Origin of the sequence: Pseudomonas sp. RV120224-01b, from assembly GCF_003208145.1 — a bacterium.
Taxonomy (GTDB): Bacteria; Pseudomonadota; Gammaproteobacteria; order Pseudomonadales; family Pseudomonadaceae; genus Aquipseudomonas; species Aquipseudomonas monteilii.
The window spans coordinates 96,424-113,590 of the sequence record NZ_QKMQ01000018.1 but is presented as its reverse complement, the minus strand read 5'-3'; the positions used below and the strand labels follow the sequence as shown (position 1 = coordinate 113,590).

21 protein-coding genes are annotated in these 17,167 nt (G+C 63.2%); 11 read left to right on the top strand and 10 right to left on the bottom strand.

The genetic code is table 11. The features are described from left to right. Nucleotides 1–2: 2 nt before the first annotated feature. Nucleotides 3–551 (top strand): gamma carbonic anhydrase family protein, encoded by a 549-nt coding sequence (locus N436_RS23410; protein ID WP_016712820.1) that lies wholly within the window; start codon nucleotides 3–5, stop codon nucleotides 549–551. A 20-nt stretch (nucleotides 552–571) separates the two neighbouring features. Continuing rightward, on the top strand, nucleotides 572–1,222 hold the full coding sequence (locus N436_RS23405; protein WP_110742076.1) for an HAD family hydrolase: 651 nt from the start codon (nucleotides 572–574) through the stop codon (nucleotides 1,220–1,222). A 124-nt stretch (nucleotides 1,223–1,346) separates the two neighbouring features. Here N436_RS23405 and N436_RS23400 read toward each other — a convergent pair whose 3' ends face one another. Beyond that, nucleotides 1,347–2,420, bottom strand: coding sequence for an aminopeptidase (locus tag N436_RS23400; RefSeq protein ID WP_110742064.1), 1,074 nt, complete (start codon nucleotides 2,418–2,420; stop codon nucleotides 1,347–1,349). An 85-nt stretch (nucleotides 2,421–2,505) separates the two neighbouring features. Between N436_RS23400 and N436_RS23395 the strand changes: the two genes are divergently transcribed. Then, nucleotides 2,506–2,919, top strand: a complete 414-nt coding sequence (locus tag N436_RS23395) for a hypothetical protein (RefSeq protein WP_104833660.1) — start codon at nucleotides 2,506–2,508, stop codon at nucleotides 2,917–2,919. A 55-nt stretch (nucleotides 2,920–2,974) separates the two neighbouring features. After that, a complete protein-coding gene (locus tag N436_RS23390; RefSeq protein ID WP_105947085.1) occupies nucleotides 2,975–3,388 on the top strand; it encodes a hypothetical protein in 414 nt (137 codons plus the stop codon). A gap of 35 nt (nucleotides 3,389–3,423) precedes the next feature. On the opposite strand, the gene N436_RS23385 is transcribed toward N436_RS23390, so the two are convergent. Next, on the bottom strand, nucleotides 3,424–3,657 hold the full coding sequence (locus N436_RS23385) for a DUF1161 domain-containing protein (protein ID WP_110742063.1): 234 nt from the start codon (nucleotides 3,655–3,657) through the stop codon (nucleotides 3,424–3,426). 73 nt (nucleotides 3,658–3,730) lie between these two features. Further along, nucleotides 3,731–4,156, bottom strand: a complete 426-nt coding sequence (locus N436_RS23380) for an OsmC family protein (RefSeq protein WP_016712814.1) — start codon at nucleotides 4,154–4,156, stop codon at nucleotides 3,731–3,733. A gap of 154 nt (nucleotides 4,157–4,310) precedes the next feature. On the opposite strand from N436_RS23380, the gene N436_RS23375 reads away from it, so the two are divergent. Beyond that, the gene (locus N436_RS23375; RefSeq protein ID WP_019098082.1) at nucleotides 4,311–5,315 is read left to right on the top strand and encodes an LLM class flavin-dependent oxidoreductase; all 1,005 of its coding nucleotides are present in this window, start codon (nucleotides 4,311–4,313) and stop codon (nucleotides 5,313–5,315) included. 99 nt (nucleotides 5,316–5,414) lie between these two features. Here N436_RS23375 and N436_RS23365 read toward each other — a convergent pair whose 3' ends face one another. Both N436_RS23365 and N436_RS23360 read right to left on the bottom strand, forming a co-directional pair. Continuing rightward, complete coding sequence (locus N436_RS23365; RefSeq protein WP_019098081.1) at nucleotides 5,415–5,636, bottom strand: DUF1161 domain-containing protein; 222 nt, start codon at nucleotides 5,634–5,636, stop codon at nucleotides 5,415–5,417. A 101-nt stretch (nucleotides 5,637–5,737) separates the two neighbouring features. Then, nucleotides 5,738–5,953, bottom strand: a complete 216-nt coding sequence (locus N436_RS23360; protein ID WP_003253076.1) for a dodecin — start codon at nucleotides 5,951–5,953, stop codon at nucleotides 5,738–5,740. 151 nt (nucleotides 5,954–6,104) lie between these two features. On the opposite strand from N436_RS23360, the gene N436_RS23355 reads away from it, so the two are divergent. Next, nucleotides 6,105–6,428, top strand: a complete 324-nt coding sequence (locus N436_RS23355) for a YqjD family protein (RefSeq protein ID WP_016712811.1) — start codon at nucleotides 6,105–6,107, stop codon at nucleotides 6,426–6,428. Here N436_RS23355 and N436_RS23350 read toward each other — a convergent pair. Beyond that, a complete protein-coding gene (locus N436_RS23350; RefSeq protein ID WP_105947087.1) occupies nucleotides 6,425–7,321 on the bottom strand; it encodes a LysR family transcriptional regulator in 897 nt (298 codons plus the stop codon). The two genes, N436_RS23355 and N436_RS23350, sit on opposite strands and share 4 nt — an antisense overlap. Nucleotides 7,322–7,431: 110 nt before the next feature. On the opposite strand from N436_RS23350, the gene trpB reads away from it, so the two are divergent. Continuing rightward, nucleotides 7,432–8,649, top strand: coding sequence for a tryptophan synthase subunit beta (gene trpB / locus N436_RS23345; protein ID WP_015268451.1), 1,218 nt, complete (start codon nucleotides 7,432–7,434; stop codon nucleotides 8,647–8,649). Continuing rightward, complete coding sequence (gene trpA, locus N436_RS23340) at nucleotides 8,646–9,455, top strand: tryptophan synthase subunit alpha (RefSeq protein ID WP_019098079.1); 810 nt, start codon at nucleotides 8,646–8,648, stop codon at nucleotides 9,453–9,455. Before trpB ends, trpA begins: the two co-directional genes overlap by 4 nt. A 120-nt stretch (nucleotides 9,456–9,575) precedes the next feature. On the opposite strand, the gene N436_RS23335 is transcribed toward trpA, so the two are convergent. Continuing rightward, nucleotides 9,576–9,908, bottom strand: coding sequence for a DOPA 4,5-dioxygenase family protein (locus N436_RS23335; RefSeq protein WP_019098078.1), 333 nt, complete (start codon nucleotides 9,906–9,908; stop codon nucleotides 9,576–9,578). A 23-nt stretch (nucleotides 9,909–9,931) separates the two neighbouring features. Beyond that, entirely contained in the window at nucleotides 9,932–10,831 is a 900-nt protein-coding gene (locus N436_RS23330) for a LysR family transcriptional regulator (protein WP_105947090.1), read from the bottom strand. Nucleotides 10,832–10,939: 108 nt separating this feature from the next. Here N436_RS23330 and betC point away from each other — a divergent pair, with 108 nt between their 5' ends. From betC to N436_RS23315, 3 genes are all read left to right on the top strand, one after another. Continuing rightward, on the top strand, nucleotides 10,940–12,457 hold the full coding sequence (gene betC, locus N436_RS23325; RefSeq protein ID WP_110742062.1) for a choline-sulfatase: 1,518 nt from the start codon (nucleotides 10,940–10,942) through the stop codon (nucleotides 12,455–12,457). A 14-nt stretch (nucleotides 12,458–12,471) separates the two neighbouring features. After that, nucleotides 12,472–13,395 carry a choline ABC transporter substrate-binding protein gene (gene choX / locus N436_RS23320; protein WP_110742061.1) on the top strand — a complete coding sequence of 308 codons (924 nt, stop codon included), beginning with the start codon at nucleotides 12,472–12,474 and terminating at the stop codon, nucleotides 13,393–13,395. Between the two features lie 167 nt (nucleotides 13,396–13,562). After that, complete coding sequence (locus N436_RS23315; protein ID WP_110742060.1) at nucleotides 13,563–15,128, top strand: SulP family inorganic anion transporter; 1,566 nt, start codon at nucleotides 13,563–13,565, stop codon at nucleotides 15,126–15,128. 143 nt (nucleotides 15,129–15,271) lie between these two features. Here the strand turns inward: N436_RS23315 and aroE are convergent, their stop codons facing one another. Both aroE and hemF read right to left on the bottom strand, forming a co-directional pair. After that, the gene (aroE, locus tag N436_RS23310; RefSeq protein WP_085676584.1) at nucleotides 15,272–16,096 is read right to left on the bottom strand and encodes a shikimate dehydrogenase; all 825 of its coding nucleotides are present in this window, start codon (nucleotides 16,094–16,096) and stop codon (nucleotides 15,272–15,274) included. Between the two features lie 25 nt (nucleotides 16,097–16,121). Next, complete coding sequence (gene hemF / locus N436_RS23305; RefSeq protein WP_019098072.1) at nucleotides 16,122–17,033, bottom strand: oxygen-dependent coproporphyrinogen oxidase; 912 nt, start codon at nucleotides 17,031–17,033, stop codon at nucleotides 16,122–16,124. Between the last annotated feature and the right edge of the window lie 134 nt (nucleotides 17,034–17,167).

The following is a 17,167-nucleotide window of genomic DNA, read 5'->3' as shown; positions in this document are numbered from 1 at the left end:
TCATGGCCATCCGAAGCTTCCAGCAACACACTCCGAAAGTTGGATCACGGGCCTTTATCGACCGTTCGGCGGTAGTGCTGGGCGATGTGGAGATTGGCGAAGACAGCTCGGTCTGGCCGTTGACCGTGGTGCGCGGCGACATGCACCGCATCCGCATCGGCGCACGCACCAGCGTGCAGGATGGCAGCGTGCTGCACATCACCCACGCCGGCCCTTTCAACCCGGACGGTTTCCCGCTGATCATCGGCGACGAAGTAACCATCGGCCACAAAGTGATGCTGCACGGCTGCACCCTGGGCAACCGCATCCTGGTCGGCATGGGCAGCACCATCATGGACGGCGCCATCGTCGAGGACGAAGTGATCATCGGCGCCGGCAGCCTGGTACCGCCCGGCAAACGCCTGGTCAGTGGCTACCTGTACATGGGCAGCCCGGTGAAACAGGCCCGGCTGCTGAACGACAACGAGCGCGCCTTCTTCTCCTACAGCGCCGGCAACTACGTGAAGCTCAAGGACCAGCACCTGGCCGAAGGCTACGACCAACCGGAATGATCCCGATTACCGAGACGAACATGCACCAGCAAAACATCCTTTTCGACCTCGACGGCACCCTGACCGACCCACGCCTGGGCATCACCCGCTCGATCCAGTACGCCCTGGCCAAGCTGGGTATCGATGAACCGGACCTGGCCCGCCTGGAGCACTTCATTGGCCCACCCTTGCTGCAAGCCTTCATGCAGTTCTACGGCTTCGACGAAGCCAAGGCCTGGGAGGCGGTGAACTTCTACCGGGAGCGCTTCCGCGTCACCGGCCTGTACGAGAACCTGGTGTTCCAGGGTGTGCCGGAGTTGCTTGAAGCCCTGAACGGGCAAGGCCGCACGCTGTACATCGCCACCTCCAAACCCTGGGAGTTCGCCCGTGAAATCGCCCGGCACTTCGCCTTCGACCACCACTTCAAGGTGATCTACGGCAGCGAGCTGGACGGCACCCGCACCAACAAGGTCGAGCTGATTCGCCACCTGCTGGACGAAGAAGGGCTGGACCCGGCACAGACGCTGATGATCGGCGACCGCAAGCATGACCTGATTGGCGCGCGCAGCAATGGCGTGCAGGCCGTGGCAGTAGGGTATGGGTTTGGTAGCCAGGAGGAGTTGATGGCGGAAGAACCGGCCTACCACTTTGCTACCTTGGCCGAGATGCATCAGGCATTTATCAAGGCTTGATGGCCATTGGGGCTGCTTTGCAGCCCATCGCGACACAAGGCCGCTCCCACATTGATCGGCGTACGCGGGACCTTTGTGGGAGCGGCCTTGTGTCGCGAAAGGGCCGCAAAGCGGCCCCAATATCTCACGACCTAACCATCAACCTCTGTAACGCCGCCTTCCTGTCAGCAATCGGCAACCGCCCCAGTTGCTCGACCCGCTCATAAAACCGCCCCCAATCCCCGCCCACCTCGCGGAACAGCGCCTCAAACGCCGGCACCCATTGGTCATAAAGCCCGAACGGCAGCAACTTGGCATTGTTCAGCGGCCCATACACCCAGGCGTCATAGCGCTTGTCCCCGCCCCACTGGCCATCACGCACCTGCCGGTACTCGCGCCTCAAGCGCTCGAACTCGGCCCGCTTGGCCTGCCGCTTGTGCGCTTCATCCAATGGGCCTGCATAGATCGCCTGCAGCCGCTCACGGCTGGCCAGCACCAGCCGGATGAACTGCTCACGCTGCTGTCCCTGATCCCCGCCAATGGCGGCAAGCCCACGCGCCACGCGCCATTGCCGCGTGCCTTCCTGCTCGACGAAGGAGGCAAACGACTCGTTGAACTCGGTGTCGTTCTGCACATAAAAGCGCTGGTGAGCCAGCTCATGGAAGATCAGCGTGGCCAAGCGCTCGTCGCCCCAGCCCACCATCGAAGAGAGAATCGGGTCATCGAACCACCCCAGCGTCGAATACGCCTCCACACCGCCAACGTACACATCCAGCCCGTCTTGCCGCATCAGCGCCGCCGCCCCACGGGCCGCGCCTTGCTGGTAGTAGCCGCGATACGCCACGCACCCCGCAATCGGGAAGCAGTGCGTAACAGGCTGCAACGACAACTCGGGCGTGGCGAAGACGTTCCACACCACATAAGGCCGGCCAATGTCGGCGTAAACCCGGTAGCTGCGGTTATCCGGCAGCTTCAGCTGCTGGCTGGCGAACACCCGCGCCTGTTCAGCGTGTGCCAGGTGCGATCGTAATTGCGGGGGTGTCACCGGGTCGGCTATCACCTGCGCGACAGGCTGTCGTGCACGCAGTAATTGCCACTGGCCCTCAGCCAACTGCCCATAGTAGGCAACGCTACTGCAACCGTTCAGCAGGAGCGCGGCCAGCAGGGGAACCAAACGGATGAAAACGCGGTCGAGTGCCCCAGGGCCTGAGCGCTGCATAAGAAAAAGTCGAAGCATCCGGGACTGTCTGACTCGCTCAAGGCCGATTCACTCCAAGACTATCTCGCCAAGGGGGAGTTTCGCCATGCGTGCATTGCTGGTCGCCGGTTCACTGTTGCTGCTTTGTGCCTGTTCAACGTTGCCAGACCCGGACCCGAACCAGGCCTGGATCGACCTCACCCCCTACGACAACACGTCGCTGCACGCCGTGCAGGTCGACGAACGAGAGTGGGTCGACAGCCGCTATTTTGAGGTACCACCAGGCAGCCATGAGCTGACCGTGCGCTACCAGTTTCCGGTTACCCCCAGCAATATCGGCCCGGTCGATGAGCCGCTGTGGCGCGATTGCCAGGTCAAGCTGACCTTCAAGGACTTCAGCGCCGGGCAGCGCTACCAGCTGCAAGCCGGCAGCATTGGCTTCCGCCCCTGGATCAAGCTCTACGACCAGCAGCAAAAACTGCTCGGCCAAGGCCTGCCTGCAGGCTGCCAACGCACCTGAACCCCGCAAACGGCGCTATGCTTGTACCTTGTACATCGCAAGTGGGAGTCTTGCCATGCGCCAGCCCATGATGCTGATCGCCCTCAGTGCACTGGGGGCTTGCGCCAGCCCCTTGCCACCCGTCGACCCCAAGCAGGCCTGGGTCGACCTCTACACCATGACCCCCGGCCGGGTGATCATGGCCGACCGCCTTGACGGAAAACGCCTGGAGGATGGCCGTTACTTCCAGGTAACGCCCGGCAAGCACGAACTGGTGGTGCGCTTCGATTATGAAATCTACTCCGGCGGCATCATGAGCGAGCCCCGGGACCGCACCTGCTACCTGACCGTGCGCTTTGACAACTTCAAGGCCGGCGAGCGCTATCGCCTGGAGGCACGGGCTCCGGTGATGGAGCCGCAAGTGCTGCTGTACGACGCCAGCCGCAAGGTGCTGGTGAACGAGCCTAGCGAAGTGTTCTGTATTCCGTGAAAGCCGGGGCTGCCAGGCAGCCCCGGGTCTCAAAGCTACTGGTCATTCTTCTGGTAGATGATCTTCTTCGTCCCGCCATCGCAGGTCCCGACCACCATATTCTGGTCCTTGACCTCGCTGTTGGGCACGATCTCCAAGGTGTAGGAGGGCACGCCCTGCGCCTGGATCTTGGCCTCGATCTCGGCTTTCAGCTCCTCGCACGGTTTCACTGCCGCCAACGTGGAGGTGGCGAGCAGGGAAGCCAACACGGCGATTGCTACGCGAATCATGGAACGGCTCCTGAAGAGGCAGCGTGCTGCCGACGCTGTTTAGACTACAGCAAACCGCCACCGTTGCGCCGCTTCAGCCAACCAGCGCGGCATCCAGGCTGATCTTCGCGTTCAGCACCTTGGACACCGGGCACCCTTCCTTGGCCTTGTTGGCTATCTCCAGAAACTGCGCTTCGCTTGCACCAGGCACCTTCGCCCTGAGCACAAGATGCACGGCGGTAATGGCAAACCCATCGGGCAGCTTGTCGAGCGTCACTTCGGCAGCGGTGTCGATCCGGTCGGCAGTAAGCCCGGCTTCGCCCAGCATCATCGACAAAGCCATCGAAAAACAGCCCGCATGCGCTGCACCAATCAACTCTTCCGGGTTGGTGCCCGGCGAGCCTTCAAAACGGGTATTGAAGCCGTAAGGGTTCTGCTTGAGCGCGCCGCTTTCGGTAGAAAGCAGGCCGGTGCCGTCCTTCAGGCCACCTTGCCAGATCGCCGATGCTGTCTTTTTCATGCTGCCTCCTGGTCTTTCGGTTACGAGCTTATGGGTTCAGAGGCCTGTCGCCTGCAGCAAGTTCAGACCAATCGCACGGCAAGCATTGAATCCCCCGAATGTGCCCATACAGAGTTGAAAAGGCCGCTGGCCAACCACCTTTGCGGAGGCTCCGATGACGCAGCTGCGTGACCTGAAAATTTCCACCCTCGACCTGGTGCCGGTGCGCGCCGACGCAGGCCCGGCGCAGTCGCTGCGCAATTCGCTGGACCTGGCGCAACACGTCGAGCGCTTTGGCTACAACCGCTTCTGGGTGGCCGAGCACCACAACATGGACGGCATCGCCAGTTCGGCCACCTCGGTGCTGATCGGTTACCTGGCCGGGGGGACGTCGACCATTCGCGTGGGCTCAGGTGGAGTGATGCTGCCCAACCACGCGCCACTGGTAATCGCCGAGCAGTTCGGCACCCTGGCCAGCCTGTACCCCGGGCGAATCGACCTGGGCCTGGGCCGTGCACCAGGTTCCGACCAGATGACGGCTTACGCCTTGCGCCGCGACCGCGCCGGTGGCCCGGACGACTTCCCGGACGATGTCGAGGAGCTGTCGCGCTACCTCGGCCCACGCACCGATGATCAAAAAGTGATCGCCGTACCGGGGCATGACACCGACGTACCCATGTGGTTGCTGGGCTCCAGCCTGTTCAGCGCCCAGCTGGCCGGGATGCGCGGTATGCCCTACGCCTTCGCCTCGCACTTCGCACCGCGCTACATGCACGAGGCCATCCGCGTTTACCGCAACCACTTCAAACCATCGACCACGCTGGACAAGCCGTATGTGATGCTGGGCATCCCCATGGTGGTGGCCGAAACCGATGAAAAGGCCGAGTACCTGGCTACCTCGGTTTACCAGCGCATTCTGGCGCTGATTCGCGGGCAGAGCCTGATGCAAAAGCCGCCGGTCGAAAGCATGGATGGATTGTGGCTGCCCCATGAGCGGGATGCTGTGGGTAGCTTCCTGGGCCTGGCGATGATCGGCAGCCCGCAGAAGGTACGGGCCAAGGTGGAGGTGCTGCTGGAGCAAACCGGAGCGGATGAGCTGATCTTTACCTGTGACTTGTATGAGCATGCGGACCGGGTGAGGTCCTATGAACTGTTGGCGCAGGCCTTGAAAGCCGAGTGACCTTCTTCGCGGGCTCGCCCGCTCCCACATAGACTGCACAGATGCTGAAACCTGTGGAGTACTTGTGGGAGCGGGCAAGCCCGCGAAGAATCCAGCACATTAGCCGCGGCGGTACACAATTTCCTTGGTACCGGCTTCGCAGCTACCAATTACCTTGCCGGCCGGGTCGCCCTTGTTGACGATCTCCAGGGTGTACCCCTTCACGCCCTTGGCATCCAGCTTGGCCGCAATCTCCGCCTTCAGCTCTTCGCACGGCTTGCCCGCCGCCATGGCGCCGCCAGCCAGGGTCATCAGGCCCAGGGCCAGAATCAGTTTGTTCATCGATCGCTTTCCTTGTGCAGATGAAATCAGAAAGGGCGCCCGCCAAGGCGCCCCCTTCCTAAATACCCCATCAAGCCGGGATCATCTACCCCGGCGCAGCATCAGCTGTTGGCGATACGGAAACCGACTTTCAGCGTGACCTGGAAGTGCGCGGCCTTGTTATCGCGGATATGGCCACGGGTATCGACCACCTCGAACCACTCCAGGTGCTTGATGCTCTTGCCCGCTTCGGCCAGGGCATTGTTGATCGCCTCTTCGATGCTGGTAGGCGAAGACCCCACCAGTTCGATCTTCTTGTACGTGTGATGATCGGTCATGAGCGCTCTCCTTGGGTGACGGTGATTTTTTAGCCTAGCAGCGCAGGCCTGGTTTATCTGCGAACCGTCACCCATGGCCAAAGTTCGATCGCACTTTCACGCAAGCCAACGGTCGCACTTCTTACAGCCCATACTGCAAAGGAGAGTCAACATGCACCGTAATTCGCTGCGTAAAACGTCCCTGGAAAGCATGGAAGCGGAGATCGAGAGCCTTCTGAAAAGCCTGGAGAACCTCAAGCACGATGCGTCGGAAGAGTCCCAGAAGTCGGTGAAGGCAATCCGCAGCAACGCTGAAAGTGCCCTTCGTCATTCGCGCAGCCTGCTGAGCGATGCCTACGAAGAGGTGAAACAGCGCACCCGTCAGACCGGCATCGCCACCCGCGACTACGCCCAGGAACACCCGTACACCACCGCTGGCGTGGCCATTGGCGCACTGGGCCTGCTGGCGGCCTACCTGATGTGCAAACGCAACTAGGCGCTCTGCCGCGCCAATTCGGCACGTAGCCACTGCGCCAACTGCTCGGCGCGCCCGTCTGCGGCGCGCCTGGGCACCCACAGCGCCAGCGCGGCAGGCGTAGGGGAAAAGCCCCACGGCGCACTCAAGCGGCCCGCACGCAGGTCATCAGCGACCAATGGCTGTGGCGCAATCGCCACACCCAAACCTGCCACAGCGGCTTCCAGCAAGTAATACAGGTGCTCGAACGCCTGGCCATAGTGAATGGCTGCAGGGTCCAGCCTCTGTTCCAGCGCCCAGGTGGGCCAGGCCTGCGGGCGCGAGGTGGTGTGCAGCAGGGCTTCACCCAGCAACGCCTTGGCAGGCGCCCCCTGCAAGCGTTCAAAGCCGGCGTAATGGGGGCTCACCACTGGCCCGATACGTTCCTCGGCCAGTACATACACCTGCATGTCCGCAGGCCACGGCGGCTCGGCATACACCAACAGCGCGTCCAGCCCGGGTCGTCGCGGGTCGAGGTCACCTTCACCCGCCGACAGGTGCAGGCGCAGTTCGGGCAAATCCGCCTGTAGCCGCCCCAACCGAGGGATGAACCAGCGCGCCAGCAGGCTACCGGAGCAGCCCAACACGAACGGCGCTTCGCTGACATCACGGCTGAGCTCGGCACACACGCTGCGCAGCCGGTCGAAGGCTTCGCCGCTGGCATCACGCAGGCGCACCCCGGCATCTGTGAGTTTGATGCCGCGCCCGTCCTTGACGAACAGGGCCACGCCCAAGTGCTCTTCAAGCACCTTGATCTGCCGGCTGACGGCACCGTGGGTCACATGAAGGGCCTCGGCCGCCTGGCTGACGCTGTTAAGCCGGGCGGTGGCTTCGAATGCCCGCAGTGCATTGAGGGGAGGGAGGTCGTGGGCCATTTTACCTGTGAGTTTTTCTGACAAGTTTGCGCAATCTTATCGGTTTTCAGCCGGGCTTGCCGTGGTTAGAGTAAAGCCCATCACTCATTCATTACGCCCTGGAGCGCCCCATGACCCAGTCCCAATACCGCCCCGGCCCCGACGCCAACGGCCTGTTCGGCTCGTTCGGCGGCCGCTACGTGGCCGAAACCCTGATGCCACTGGTGCTGGACCTGGCCCGCGAATACGAAGCGGCCAAGGCAGACCCCAAGTTCCTCGAAGAGCTGGCCTACTTCCAGCGCGACTACATCGGCCGCCCGAACCCGCTGTACTTCGCCGAGCGCCTGACCGAACACTGTGGCGGCGCCAAGATCTTCTTCAAGCGTGAAGAGCTCAACCACACCGGCGCGCACAAGGTGAACAACTGCATCGGCCAGGTGCTGCTGGCCAAGCGCATGGGCAAGAAGCGCCTGATCGCCGAAACCGGCGCCGGCATGCACGGCGTGGCCACTGCCACCGTCGCCGCCCGCTTCGGCCTGCCTTGCGTGATCTACATGGGCGCCACCGACATCGAGCGCCAGCAGGCCAACGTGTTCCGCATGAAACTGCTGGGCGCCGAGATCGTCCCGGTCACTGCCGGCACCGGCACCCTGAAAGACGCCATGAACGAAGCCCTGCGTGACTGGGTCACCAACGTCGAAGACACCTTCTACCTGATCGGTACCGTGGCCGGCCCACACCCGTACCCGGCCATGGTCCGTGACTTCCAGTCGATCATCGGCAAGGAAACCCGCGCCCAGCTGCAAGAAAAAGAAGGCCGCCTGCCAGACAGCCTGGTTGCCTGCGTGGGGGGCGGTTCCAACGCCATGGGCCTGTTCCATGAATTCCTCGAAGAGCCAAGTGTGCAGATCATCGGCGTCGAAGCCGGTGGCCACGGCGTACACACCGACAAGCACGCCGCCAGCCTGAACGGCGGTGTACCGGGCGTGTTGCACGGCAACCGCACCTACCTGCTGCAGGATGAAGACGGCCAGATCACCGACGCCCACTCGATTTCCGCAGGCCTGGACTACCCGGGTATCGGCCCTGAGCACGCCTACCTGCACGAAGTGAAGCGCGTCGAGTACGTCAGCATCACCGACGACGAAGCGCTGGATGCGTTCCACGCCACCTGCCGCCTGGAAGGCATCATCCCGGCCCTGGAAAGCTCCCACGCCCTGGCCGAAGCGATCAAGCGCGCACCGAAGCTGCCCAAGGACCACCTGATGGTCGTGTGCCTGTCGGGCCGCGGCGACAAAGACATGCAAACCGTCATGAACCACATGGCCGCCCAGGAGAAACAGGCATGAGCCGTCTTGAACAACGCTTCGCCGAACTGAAGGCCGAAGGCCGTTCGGCACTGGTCACCTTCGTCACCGCAGGCGACCCGGGCTACGACGCCTCGCTGCAGATCCTCAAGGGCCTGCCGGCCGCTGGCGCCGACGTGATCGAACTGGGCATGCCGTTCACCGACCCGATGGCCGACGGCGTGGCCATCCAGCTGGCCACCCTGCGCGCCTTGGAAGCTGGCCAGACGCTGGCCAAGACCCTGCAGATGGTTCGCGAATTCCGTGTGGATAACCACACCACGCCGATCGTGCTGATGGGCTACTACAACCCGATCCACCGCTTTGGCGTGGAAAAGTTCGTGGCTGAAGCCAAGCAAGCCGGGGTCGATGGCCTGATCATCGTCGACCTGCCGCCCGAGCACGACGCCGAACTGGCCACCCCGGCCCAGGCCGCCGGTATCGACTTCATCCGCCTGACCACCCCGACCACCGACGATGCGCGCCTGCCGCGCGTGCTGGAGCGCAGCTCCGGGTTCGTCTACTACGTGTCGGTGGCGGGTGTAACCGGTGCCGGCTCGGCGACCACCGAGCACGTGACCGAGGCCATTGCCCGCCTGCGTCGGCATACCGATCTGCCGATCAGCGTTGGTTTCGGCATTCGTACGCCGGAGCAGGCCGCGAACATCGCCCGCTTGGCGGATGGTGTGGTGGTGGGGTCGGCGCTGGTCGACAAGATTGCCCAGGCCACTAGTGCCGACCAGGCAGTGAATGATGTATTGAGCCTGTGCTCGGCACTGGCTGAAGGCGTGCGCGGGGCTCGTCGCTAAACCGCGTCGCCTTCATCGCCGGCAAGCCAGCTCCCACAGGTACAGCGCCGCCCTCAGGCCCTGTGAAAATCCTGTGGGAGCTGGCTTGCCGGCGATGAGGCCATCACAGGCAACTGAGATTTACCCACCAAAAATAGACAGATCCAAAGGCCGCACAGCCCCCATCCAGATCGCATGGTCCCGGTGATCCGCCAGCTCATCTCCGGTCAGCGGGTGCATGAACACCACCAATCCCTTGCGGTACAGCGCCAACCAAGGCAACACCACTCCGACAAATTCCGGCTCGAACGCCAGCTGGCAACTCCAGTCCGGATGCGGCCCAACCGGCTTCTGGTGCATACGCCCCATGGTCACAGGGAACAGCCGCGCCGCCTCCTCACACAGCTCACGTGCCTGTTCCATCGTTGCCGCGTCGTAATAAACGTGTGCGTGGTAACCCTTGATTCTTTGCACGATAACTCCCGATTACACCGCCATCAGCCACTGCGCTCCTGCTCCAGCCAGCTGACGAACCGCTCGATCAACGCCCCGCGCCGCTTGCGCGGTGGCAAAACCAGATAATAGCCCCGACTCGACGTCAGGCTCCCCTCTAATGGCCGACATAGCAAGCCTTGATCCACCAGGCCATCCACCAGGTGCCGCCAACCAATCGCCACACCCTGACCGGCAATCGCCGCCTGGATCAGCAAGGTGTAGTTGTCAAAGCGCAACTGCCCCGCAGGTGGCGGGCTGGCCACGCCAAACCCGCGAAACACCCCCGCCCAATCAAACCAGCGGCTGGCCTGCTCGCCCTTCAAATGCAACAGGGGCAACTGTTGCAAAGCCACGGCTGACAAGGGTTTGCCATGGGTCAGGCGGGGGCTGCACACCGGGAACACTTCCTCATCGAACAGCCAGCGGCTTTCGCCCTGGTGAAAGCGCCCATCGCCAAACAGCACCGCCACATCGATGTCCGGCCGCAACATGCCCTGGCTGCGCTCACCGGTCACCAGGCTCACATCCACCTGTGGATAAGCTTCGTGAAAGCGCTGCAACCGGGGCATCAGCCAGAACGCGGCAAAGGCAAAGTCAGTGGCCACCTGCAGCACCTCGCGCTGGCCACGCCCGCTGGCTTGGGCAATGCCGTCATCCATCGCCTGCAATCCCTGATGCACCTGCTCGAACAGCACCTGTCCGGCTTCGGTCAGCTCGATGCCCCGGTAGATCCGGTCGAACAGGCGCGTGCCCAACTGCGCTTCCAGGCGCTTCACCTGCTGGCTCACGGCCGGTTGTGTGGTACCCAGCTCCAGCGCGGCGGCAGTAAAGCTGCGCAGACGCGCTGCCGCCTCGAACACACGCAAGGTATCCAGTGACAGCTCGGCGAGGTGATCAAACATAAGCGCAGCTAATCCCAGTCATTGCCCGCCATGGGCTTTACCCATGTTAGCCACAGTCGCATCTTGGTAGGCAAGCGGTTCGCATAACCCTCAACGATGGAAGCCACCATGACGCGCCCGAATATCCTGTTCATCATGGCCGACCAGATGGCCGCACCTTTGCTGCCGATCTACGCCCCTTCGCCCATCCAGATGCCGCACCTTAGCCGCCTGGCCGAGCAGGCGGTGGTGTTCGACTCGGCCTACTGCAACAGCCCGCTGTGCGCGCCGTCGCGCTTCACCCTGGTCAGCGGCCAGTTGCCCAGCCGCATCGGCGCCTACGACAACGCCGCCGACTTCCCCGCAGACGTGCCAACCTATGCCCACTACCTGCGCCGGCTGGGCTACCGCACAGCACTGTCGGGCAAGATGCACTTCTGCGGCCCGGACCAGCTGCACGGCTATGAAGAACGCCTGACCAGCGATATCTACCCCGCCGACTACGGCTGGGCGGTGAACTGGGACGAACCGGATGTGCGCCCCAGCTGGTACCACAACATGTCCTCGGTGCTGCAGGCCGGCCCATGCGTGCGCACCAACCAGCTGGATTTCGACGAAGAGGTGGTGTTCAAGGCGCGCCAGTACCTGTACGACCATGTGCGCGAGAACGATGGCCGGCCGTTCTGCCTGACCGTGTCCATGACCCACCCGCACGACCCGTACACCATCCCCAAGCGCTACTGGGACCGCTACGAGGGTGTGGATATCCCCATGCCCCACGCCGGGTTCAGCCAGTCGGAGCTCGACCCGCACTCACAGCGCCTGCTCAAGGTCTACGACCTGTGGAACAAGCCGCTACCTGTGGAAAAGATCCGCGATGCCCGCCGCGCCTACTTTGGCGCTTGCAGCTACATTGACGACAACATCGGCCAGCTGCTGCAAACCCTGGAGGAATGCAACCTGGCCGACGACACCCTGATCGTGTTCTCCGGCGACCACGGCGACATGCTTGGCGAGCGGGGCCTCTGGTACAAGATGCACTGGTTCGAGATGTCGGCGCGGGTACCGCTGCTGGTGCATGCGCCGAAGCGCTTCGCAGCAGGCCGGGTCAGCGCCTCGGTCTCCACCTGCGACCTGTTGCCAACCCTGGTCGAACTCGCGGGCGGCGCTGTGGATAACCACCTGCACCTGGACGGCCGCTCGCTGGTAAGCCACCTGCAAGGGCAGGGCGGCCACGACGAAGTGATCGGCGAATACATGGCCGAAGGCACCGTCGGCCCGCTGATGATGATCCGCCGTGGGCCGTACAAGTTCGTGTACAGCGAAGACGACCCATGCCTACTCTATGACCTGAGCCGCGACCCGCACGAGCGGGAGAACCTCACCGGCAGCCCGGACCATCAGGCGCTGCTGCAGGCATTGGTCGATGAAGCACAGCAGCGTTGGGATATCCCCAACCTGCGCCAGCAGGTGCTGGCCAGCCAGCGCCGCCGCCGCCTGGTGGCCGAAGCGCTGGCCATCGGCAAGCTGAAAAGCTGGGACCACCAACCGCTGGTGGACGCCAGCCAACAGTACATGCGCAACCACATCGATCTCGACGACCTCGAGCGCAAGGCACGTTATCCACAGCCCGCACCCATGGATTGAGAAGAGAGGCCGCCATGCACAAGTTCTCCGCCGCCGTGTTCGCCCTGGCCCTGGGCGCCGCCACGGCCCACGCCGCCGACAGCGACGCGCAATGCAGCACCGTGAAAATGGCCGACCCCGGCTGGAGCGATATCGCTTCGACCAATGCCGTGGCCCGCCTGTTGCTGGAAAGCCTGGGCTACCAGGTGAAAATCGACAGCCTGGCCGTACCGATCATCTACGGCGGCCTGAAGGATGGCCGTGTCGACGCCTTCCTTGGCAACTGGATGCCAGCCCAGCAAGGTTTCCATGACAAGTTCATCGCCAACGGCGATGTGCAGCAGCTGTCGCGCAACCTGGAGGGAACAGAGTTCACCCTGGCGGTGCCCGACTATGTGTGGAATGCCGGGGTGAAAGACTTTGCCGACCTGCAGAAGCACGCCGACCAGTTCGACAAGAAGCTGTATGGCATCGGCTCCGGCGCACCGGCCAACCTGTCGCTGAAGGAGATCATCGACAAGAATGAGTTCAACCTTGGTCAGTGGAAGCTGGTGGAGTCCAGTGAGCAGGCGATGCTGGCGCAGGTCGACCGGGCAGTGAAGAAGCAGCAGTTCATTACCTTCCTCGGCTGGACACCGCACCCGATGAACGTAAAGCTGAAGATGCATTACCTGACCGGCGGGGAGAAGTGGTTCGGCAGCAAAGGCGAGGTGTATACGCTGACCCGCAAGGGTTATCCACAAGCCTGCCCGAATGCGGCGAAGCTGTTGGGTAACCTCAAGTTCACGCTGGACATGGAAAACAGCATCATGGCCGAGGTTGTGGACAAGAAGATCAGCTTTGATGAAGCAGCCAAGGGCTGGGTGAAGGCGCATCCCGAGTTGCTGGATGGGTGGTTGGCTGGGGTGACCACAAAAAGTGGCGGGGATGCAGCAGAGGCAGTAAAGGTCAAACTCTGATTTTTGTCTGTTAGGCTGCCGGGGCCGCTTTGCGGCCCTTTCGCGACACAAGGCCGCTCCCACAGGTCCACTGTAGGCCTGACGGTTTGCACAATCCCTGTGGGAGCGGCCTTGTGTCGCGAAACGAGGGCAACGCCCTCGCCAGCGATTCTGAACAGGAACACTGAATGTCCCGTCTCTACCATCTGCTGCCCTTCCTCACCTGGCTCCCCCGCCAATCGGGCCGCAGCCTGCGCCAGGACCTGCTGGTGGGCCTGAGCGGTGCCATCCTTGCCCTGCCGCAATCCATCGCCTACGCCCTGATCGCCGGCCTGCCCGCCGAATATGGCCTGTACGCCGCCATCGTGCCGGTGCTGATCGCTTGCCTATGGGGTTCATCCTGGCACCTGATCTGCGGCCCGACCGCTGCCATTTCCATCGTCCTCTACGCCAGCATCAGCCCGCTGGCCGTGGCGGGCAGCGCCGATTACATCACCCTGGTACTGCTGCTGACCTTCCTCGGCGGCATCTTCCAGCTACTGCTGGGGCTTTTGCGGTTTGGTGCGCTGGTCAACTTCGTCTCCCATTCCGTGGTGCTCGGCTTCACACTGGGTGCTGCCATCGTCATTGCCCTGGGTCAGATGCCCAACCTGCTGGGCATGGACCTGCCCAGCCAAGCTACGGCGCTGAAGACCGTGCAAGACCTGGCCAGCCATGCCGGCGACGTCGACCTGCCATCCCTGATACTCGGCCTGGCCACTGTGGTGATCGGCGTGGCGCTCAAATTTTGGCGCCCCCGCTGGCCGAGCCTGTTGATAAGCCTGATGCTGGTCAGCCTGGCTGCGTGGCTGCTGCCGGGTTTCTTTGGCCATGTGCCGCGGGTGACTGCGTTTACCGGGCAGCTTCCGCCGATCAGTCCGCTGCCCTTGCTGGACGTGGAACTCATGCTGCGCCTGCTACCCAGCGCTGTGGCGGTGGGCATGCTGGGGCTGGTCACCAGCCTGTCGATTGCCCGCTCGTTGTCGGCACGTTCAGAACAGCTGATCGACCCGGATCAGGAAATACGGGCACAGGGCCTGTCGAACATCGCCGGTGCATTTTTCTCCGGTTACCTGTCTGCCGGTTCTTTCACCCGCTCGGGCCTGAGTTATGAGGCAGGTGCCCGTTCGCCCATGGCCGGGGTGTTTTCGGCGCTGTGGGTAGCGTTGTTCGCCGTTACCGGCGCCGGGTTGATCGCACACCTGCCGATACCCGCCATGGCCGGCAGCATTTTGCTGATCTGTTGGGGGTTGGTGGACCATCGGGGGATTCGCGCACTGTTCCGGGTCAGCCGCTCGGAGTTTCTGGTAATGGCACTGACGGCGGCGGCGACCTTGTTGCTGGAATTGCAGACGGCGATCTATGCCGGGGTGCTGGCGTCGCTGTTCTTCTATCTGAAGCGCACGTCACGGCCACGGGTACAGCAGAGCCGTGAAGGTGATGCGGATGTATTGCGGGTGGGCGGGTCGATCTTCTTTGGTGCCGCGCATTACCTGCAGGTGCGCTTGCAGCGTTGCCAGGGGCCGCATGTGGTGATCGATGCGCGACAGGTGAATTTTATCGATTACTCGGGTGTGGATATGTTGCACCGCGAGGCGCGGCGGTTGATGAGGATGGGGGGGAGTTTGACCTTGCACCGGGCCAGGCCGCAGGTGGTCGAGGAGTTGCAGAAGCTGGAAGGGGTGGCGTTGTGCCCGATACGGTTTGAAGAGTGAGGTTGGGTTGAGATCCTGGGGCTGCCTTGCAGCCCATCGCGACACAAGGCCGCTCCTACAGGGATCTCGATTTGCCGCCAGACCGCGACCCCCTGTAGGAGCGGCCTTGTGTCGCGATGGGCCGCAAAGCGGCCCCGGCAATCTCAGCCCCGGGCAAGTTGCCGGCGCAACTCCGCCAACACTGGCGCGGTGTCCGGCCGAACGCCACGCCAGATAAAGAAGGCCTCAGCCGCCTGCTCCGCCAGCATCCCCAACCCATCCAGCACCTTGGCCGCGCCCAGCTTCTCAGCCCACTGGCAAAACGGCGTAGGCTCCTTGCCATACATCATGTCGTAGCAAACCGTACGCCCCGCCTCGACCAGGCTATCGGCAATCGGAGGCAATTCCCCGGCCAGGCTCGCCGAGGTGGCATTGATGATTACATCCACCGGCTCCTGCAACCAGGCAAACCCACTGGCCACCACCGGCCCCAGTTCATCGAACTCACGCGCCAGTTGCTCGGCTTTTTCCACGGTACGGTTGGCAATCACCAGCGACTGCGGCTGGTGCGCCAGTATCGGCTCCAGCACGCCACGCACGGCGCCACCGGCCCCCAGGATGAGAATGCGCTTGCCGGCCAGCTCGACCCCGGCATTCACCGTCAGGTCGCGCACCAGGCCAGCGCCATCGGTGTTATCGCCCTGCAAGGTACCGTCGGCCAGCTTGCTCAGCGTGTTCACCGCCCCAGCGCGCTGCGCACGAGGGGTCAGGCTGTCGCACAGGCGGTAGGCCTCTTCCTTGAACGGCACCGTGACGTTGCCGCCACTGCCTTGCTTGAAGAAGCCGCGCGCGCAATCGCTGAACTCGTCCAGCGGCGCCAGCAGGGTGGCGTATTCCAGGTCCTGGCCGGTCTGCTCGGCGAACAGGCGGTGGATCAGCGGCGACTTGCTGTGGCCGATGGGATTACCGAAAACGACGTACTGGTCCATGGCGGTTCCTTGGTTGTCCACAGGCTTACTGGCCAAGCCAGTCGCGGTCTTGCAAGAAGTACTCGGTCAGGCGCGCTTCTTCGCTGCCGGGCGCAGCCTTCCAGTCGTAGCCCCAACGAACCTGCGGCGGCAGCGACATGAGGATGGACTCGGTACGGCCACCCGACTGCAGGCCGAACAGGGTGCCACGGTCGTAGACCAGGTTGAACTCCACGTAGCGGCCGCGCCGGTATTCCTGAAACTCGCGCTGCTGCGGGGTGTAGGGCGTGTCCTTGCGGCGCTGGATGATCGGCAGGTAGGCGTTGACGTAGGCATCGCCGATGGCGCGGATGAAGGCAAAGCAGGTGTCGAAATCCCACTCGTTCAAGTCATCGAAGAACAGCCCGCCAATGCCGCGTGGCTCACCCCGGTGCTTGAGGTGGAAGTAGCGGTCGCACCAGGCCTTGTAGCGCGGGTACACGTCGGCACCGAACGGCGCGCAGGCCTGCTCGGCCACGCGGTGCCAGTGGATGCAGTCTTCTTCATTGCCGTAGTACGGAGTCAGGTCGAAGCCACCACCGAACCACCACACAGCTTCTTCACCTTCCTTTTCGGCGATAAAGAAGCGCACGTTGGCGTGGGAAGTAGGCACATGCGGGTTGTGCGGGTGAATCACCAGCGACACGCCCAAGGCCTCGAAACCACGGCCCGCCAGCTCAGGGCGGTGGGCACTGGCCGAGGGCGGCAGACCCGCGCCGAACACGTGAGAGAAGTTGACCCCGCCTTTCTCGATCACCTTGCCGTCGCCGATCACCCGCGTGCGGCCCCCGCCACCGGCTTCGCGCACCCAGGCGTCCTCGACGAAGCGGGCGCCGCCGTCTTCAGCTTCGAGGGCAGAGCAGATGCGGTCTTGCAGGTCGAGCAGGTAGGCTTTCACGGCCTCGGTGCGGCTAGTCATCGGGTCACCAGGAACGGGCAGGGAAGAATTCGCCGCGTAGCATACCACCGCCAGCGCGCGCGCCGCAGTTGACGGCGATCAAGCAAAGGCGTCCGATAGAAGGCCTTTTCCCGATCCCGACGACAGGAGTGCGA

Bases quoted from the DNA above. Each gene is read 5' to 3' on its own strand.
- N436_RS23365 (WP_019098081.1), bottom strand. From the start codon at position 5,636: ATGAACAAACTGATTCTGGCCCTGGGCCTGATGACCCTGGCTGGCGGC.
- trpA (WP_019098079.1), top strand. From the start codon at position 8,646: ATGAGCCGTCTTGAACAACGCTTCGCCGAACTGAAGGCCGAAGGCCGT.
- N436_RS23410 (WP_016712820.1), top strand. From the start codon at position 3: ATGGCCATCCGAAGCTTCCAGCAACACACTCCGAAAGTTGGATCACGG.
- N436_RS23375 (WP_019098082.1), top strand. From the start codon at position 4,311: ATGACGCAGCTGCGTGACCTGAAAATTTCCACCCTCGACCTGGTGCCG.
- N436_RS23350 (WP_105947087.1), bottom strand. From the start codon at position 7,321: ATGGCCCACGACCTCCCTCCCCTCAATGCACTGCGGGCATTCGAAGCC.
- N436_RS23360 (WP_003253076.1), bottom strand. From the start codon at position 5,953: ATGACCGATCATCACACGTACAAGAAGATCGAACTGGTGGGGTCTTCG.
- N436_RS23380 (WP_016712814.1), bottom strand. From the start codon at position 4,156: ATGAAAAAGACAGCATCGGCGATCTGGCAAGGTGGCCTGAAGGACGGC.
- trpB (WP_015268451.1), top strand. From the start codon at position 7,432: ATGACCCAGTCCCAATACCGCCCCGGCCCCGACGCCAACGGCCTGTTC.
- choX (WP_110742061.1), top strand. From the start codon at position 12,472: ATGCACAAGTTCTCCGCCGCCGTGTTCGCCCTGGCCCTGGGCGCCGCC.
- N436_RS23315 (WP_110742060.1), top strand. From the start codon at position 13,563: ATGTCCCGTCTCTACCATCTGCTGCCCTTCCTCACCTGGCTCCCCCGC.
- betC (WP_110742062.1), top strand. From the start codon at position 10,940: ATGACGCGCCCGAATATCCTGTTCATCATGGCCGACCAGATGGCCGCA.
- aroE (WP_085676584.1), bottom strand. From the start codon at position 16,096: ATGGACCAGTACGTCGTTTTCGGTAATCCCATCGGCCACAGCAAGTCG.
- N436_RS23405 (WP_110742076.1), top strand. From the start codon at position 572: ATGCACCAGCAAAACATCCTTTTCGACCTCGACGGCACCCTGACCGAC.
- N436_RS23395 (WP_104833660.1), top strand. From the start codon at position 2,506: ATGCGTGCATTGCTGGTCGCCGGTTCACTGTTGCTGCTTTGTGCCTGT.
- N436_RS23400 (WP_110742064.1), bottom strand. From the start codon at position 2,420: ATGCAGCGCTCAGGCCCTGGGGCACTCGACCGCGTTTTCATCCGTTTG.
- N436_RS23390 (WP_105947085.1), top strand. From the start codon at position 2,975: ATGCGCCAGCCCATGATGCTGATCGCCCTCAGTGCACTGGGGGCTTGC.
- N436_RS23385 (WP_110742063.1), bottom strand. From the start codon at position 3,657: ATGATTCGCGTAGCAATCGCCGTGTTGGCTTCCCTGCTCGCCACCTCC.
- N436_RS23330 (WP_105947090.1), bottom strand. From the start codon at position 10,831: ATGTTTGATCACCTCGCCGAGCTGTCACTGGATACCTTGCGTGTGTTC.
- hemF (WP_019098072.1), bottom strand. From the start codon at position 17,033: ATGACTAGCCGCACCGAGGCCGTGAAAGCCTACCTGCTCGACCTGCAA.
- N436_RS23355 (WP_016712811.1), top strand. From the start codon at position 6,105: ATGCACCGTAATTCGCTGCGTAAAACGTCCCTGGAAAGCATGGAAGCG.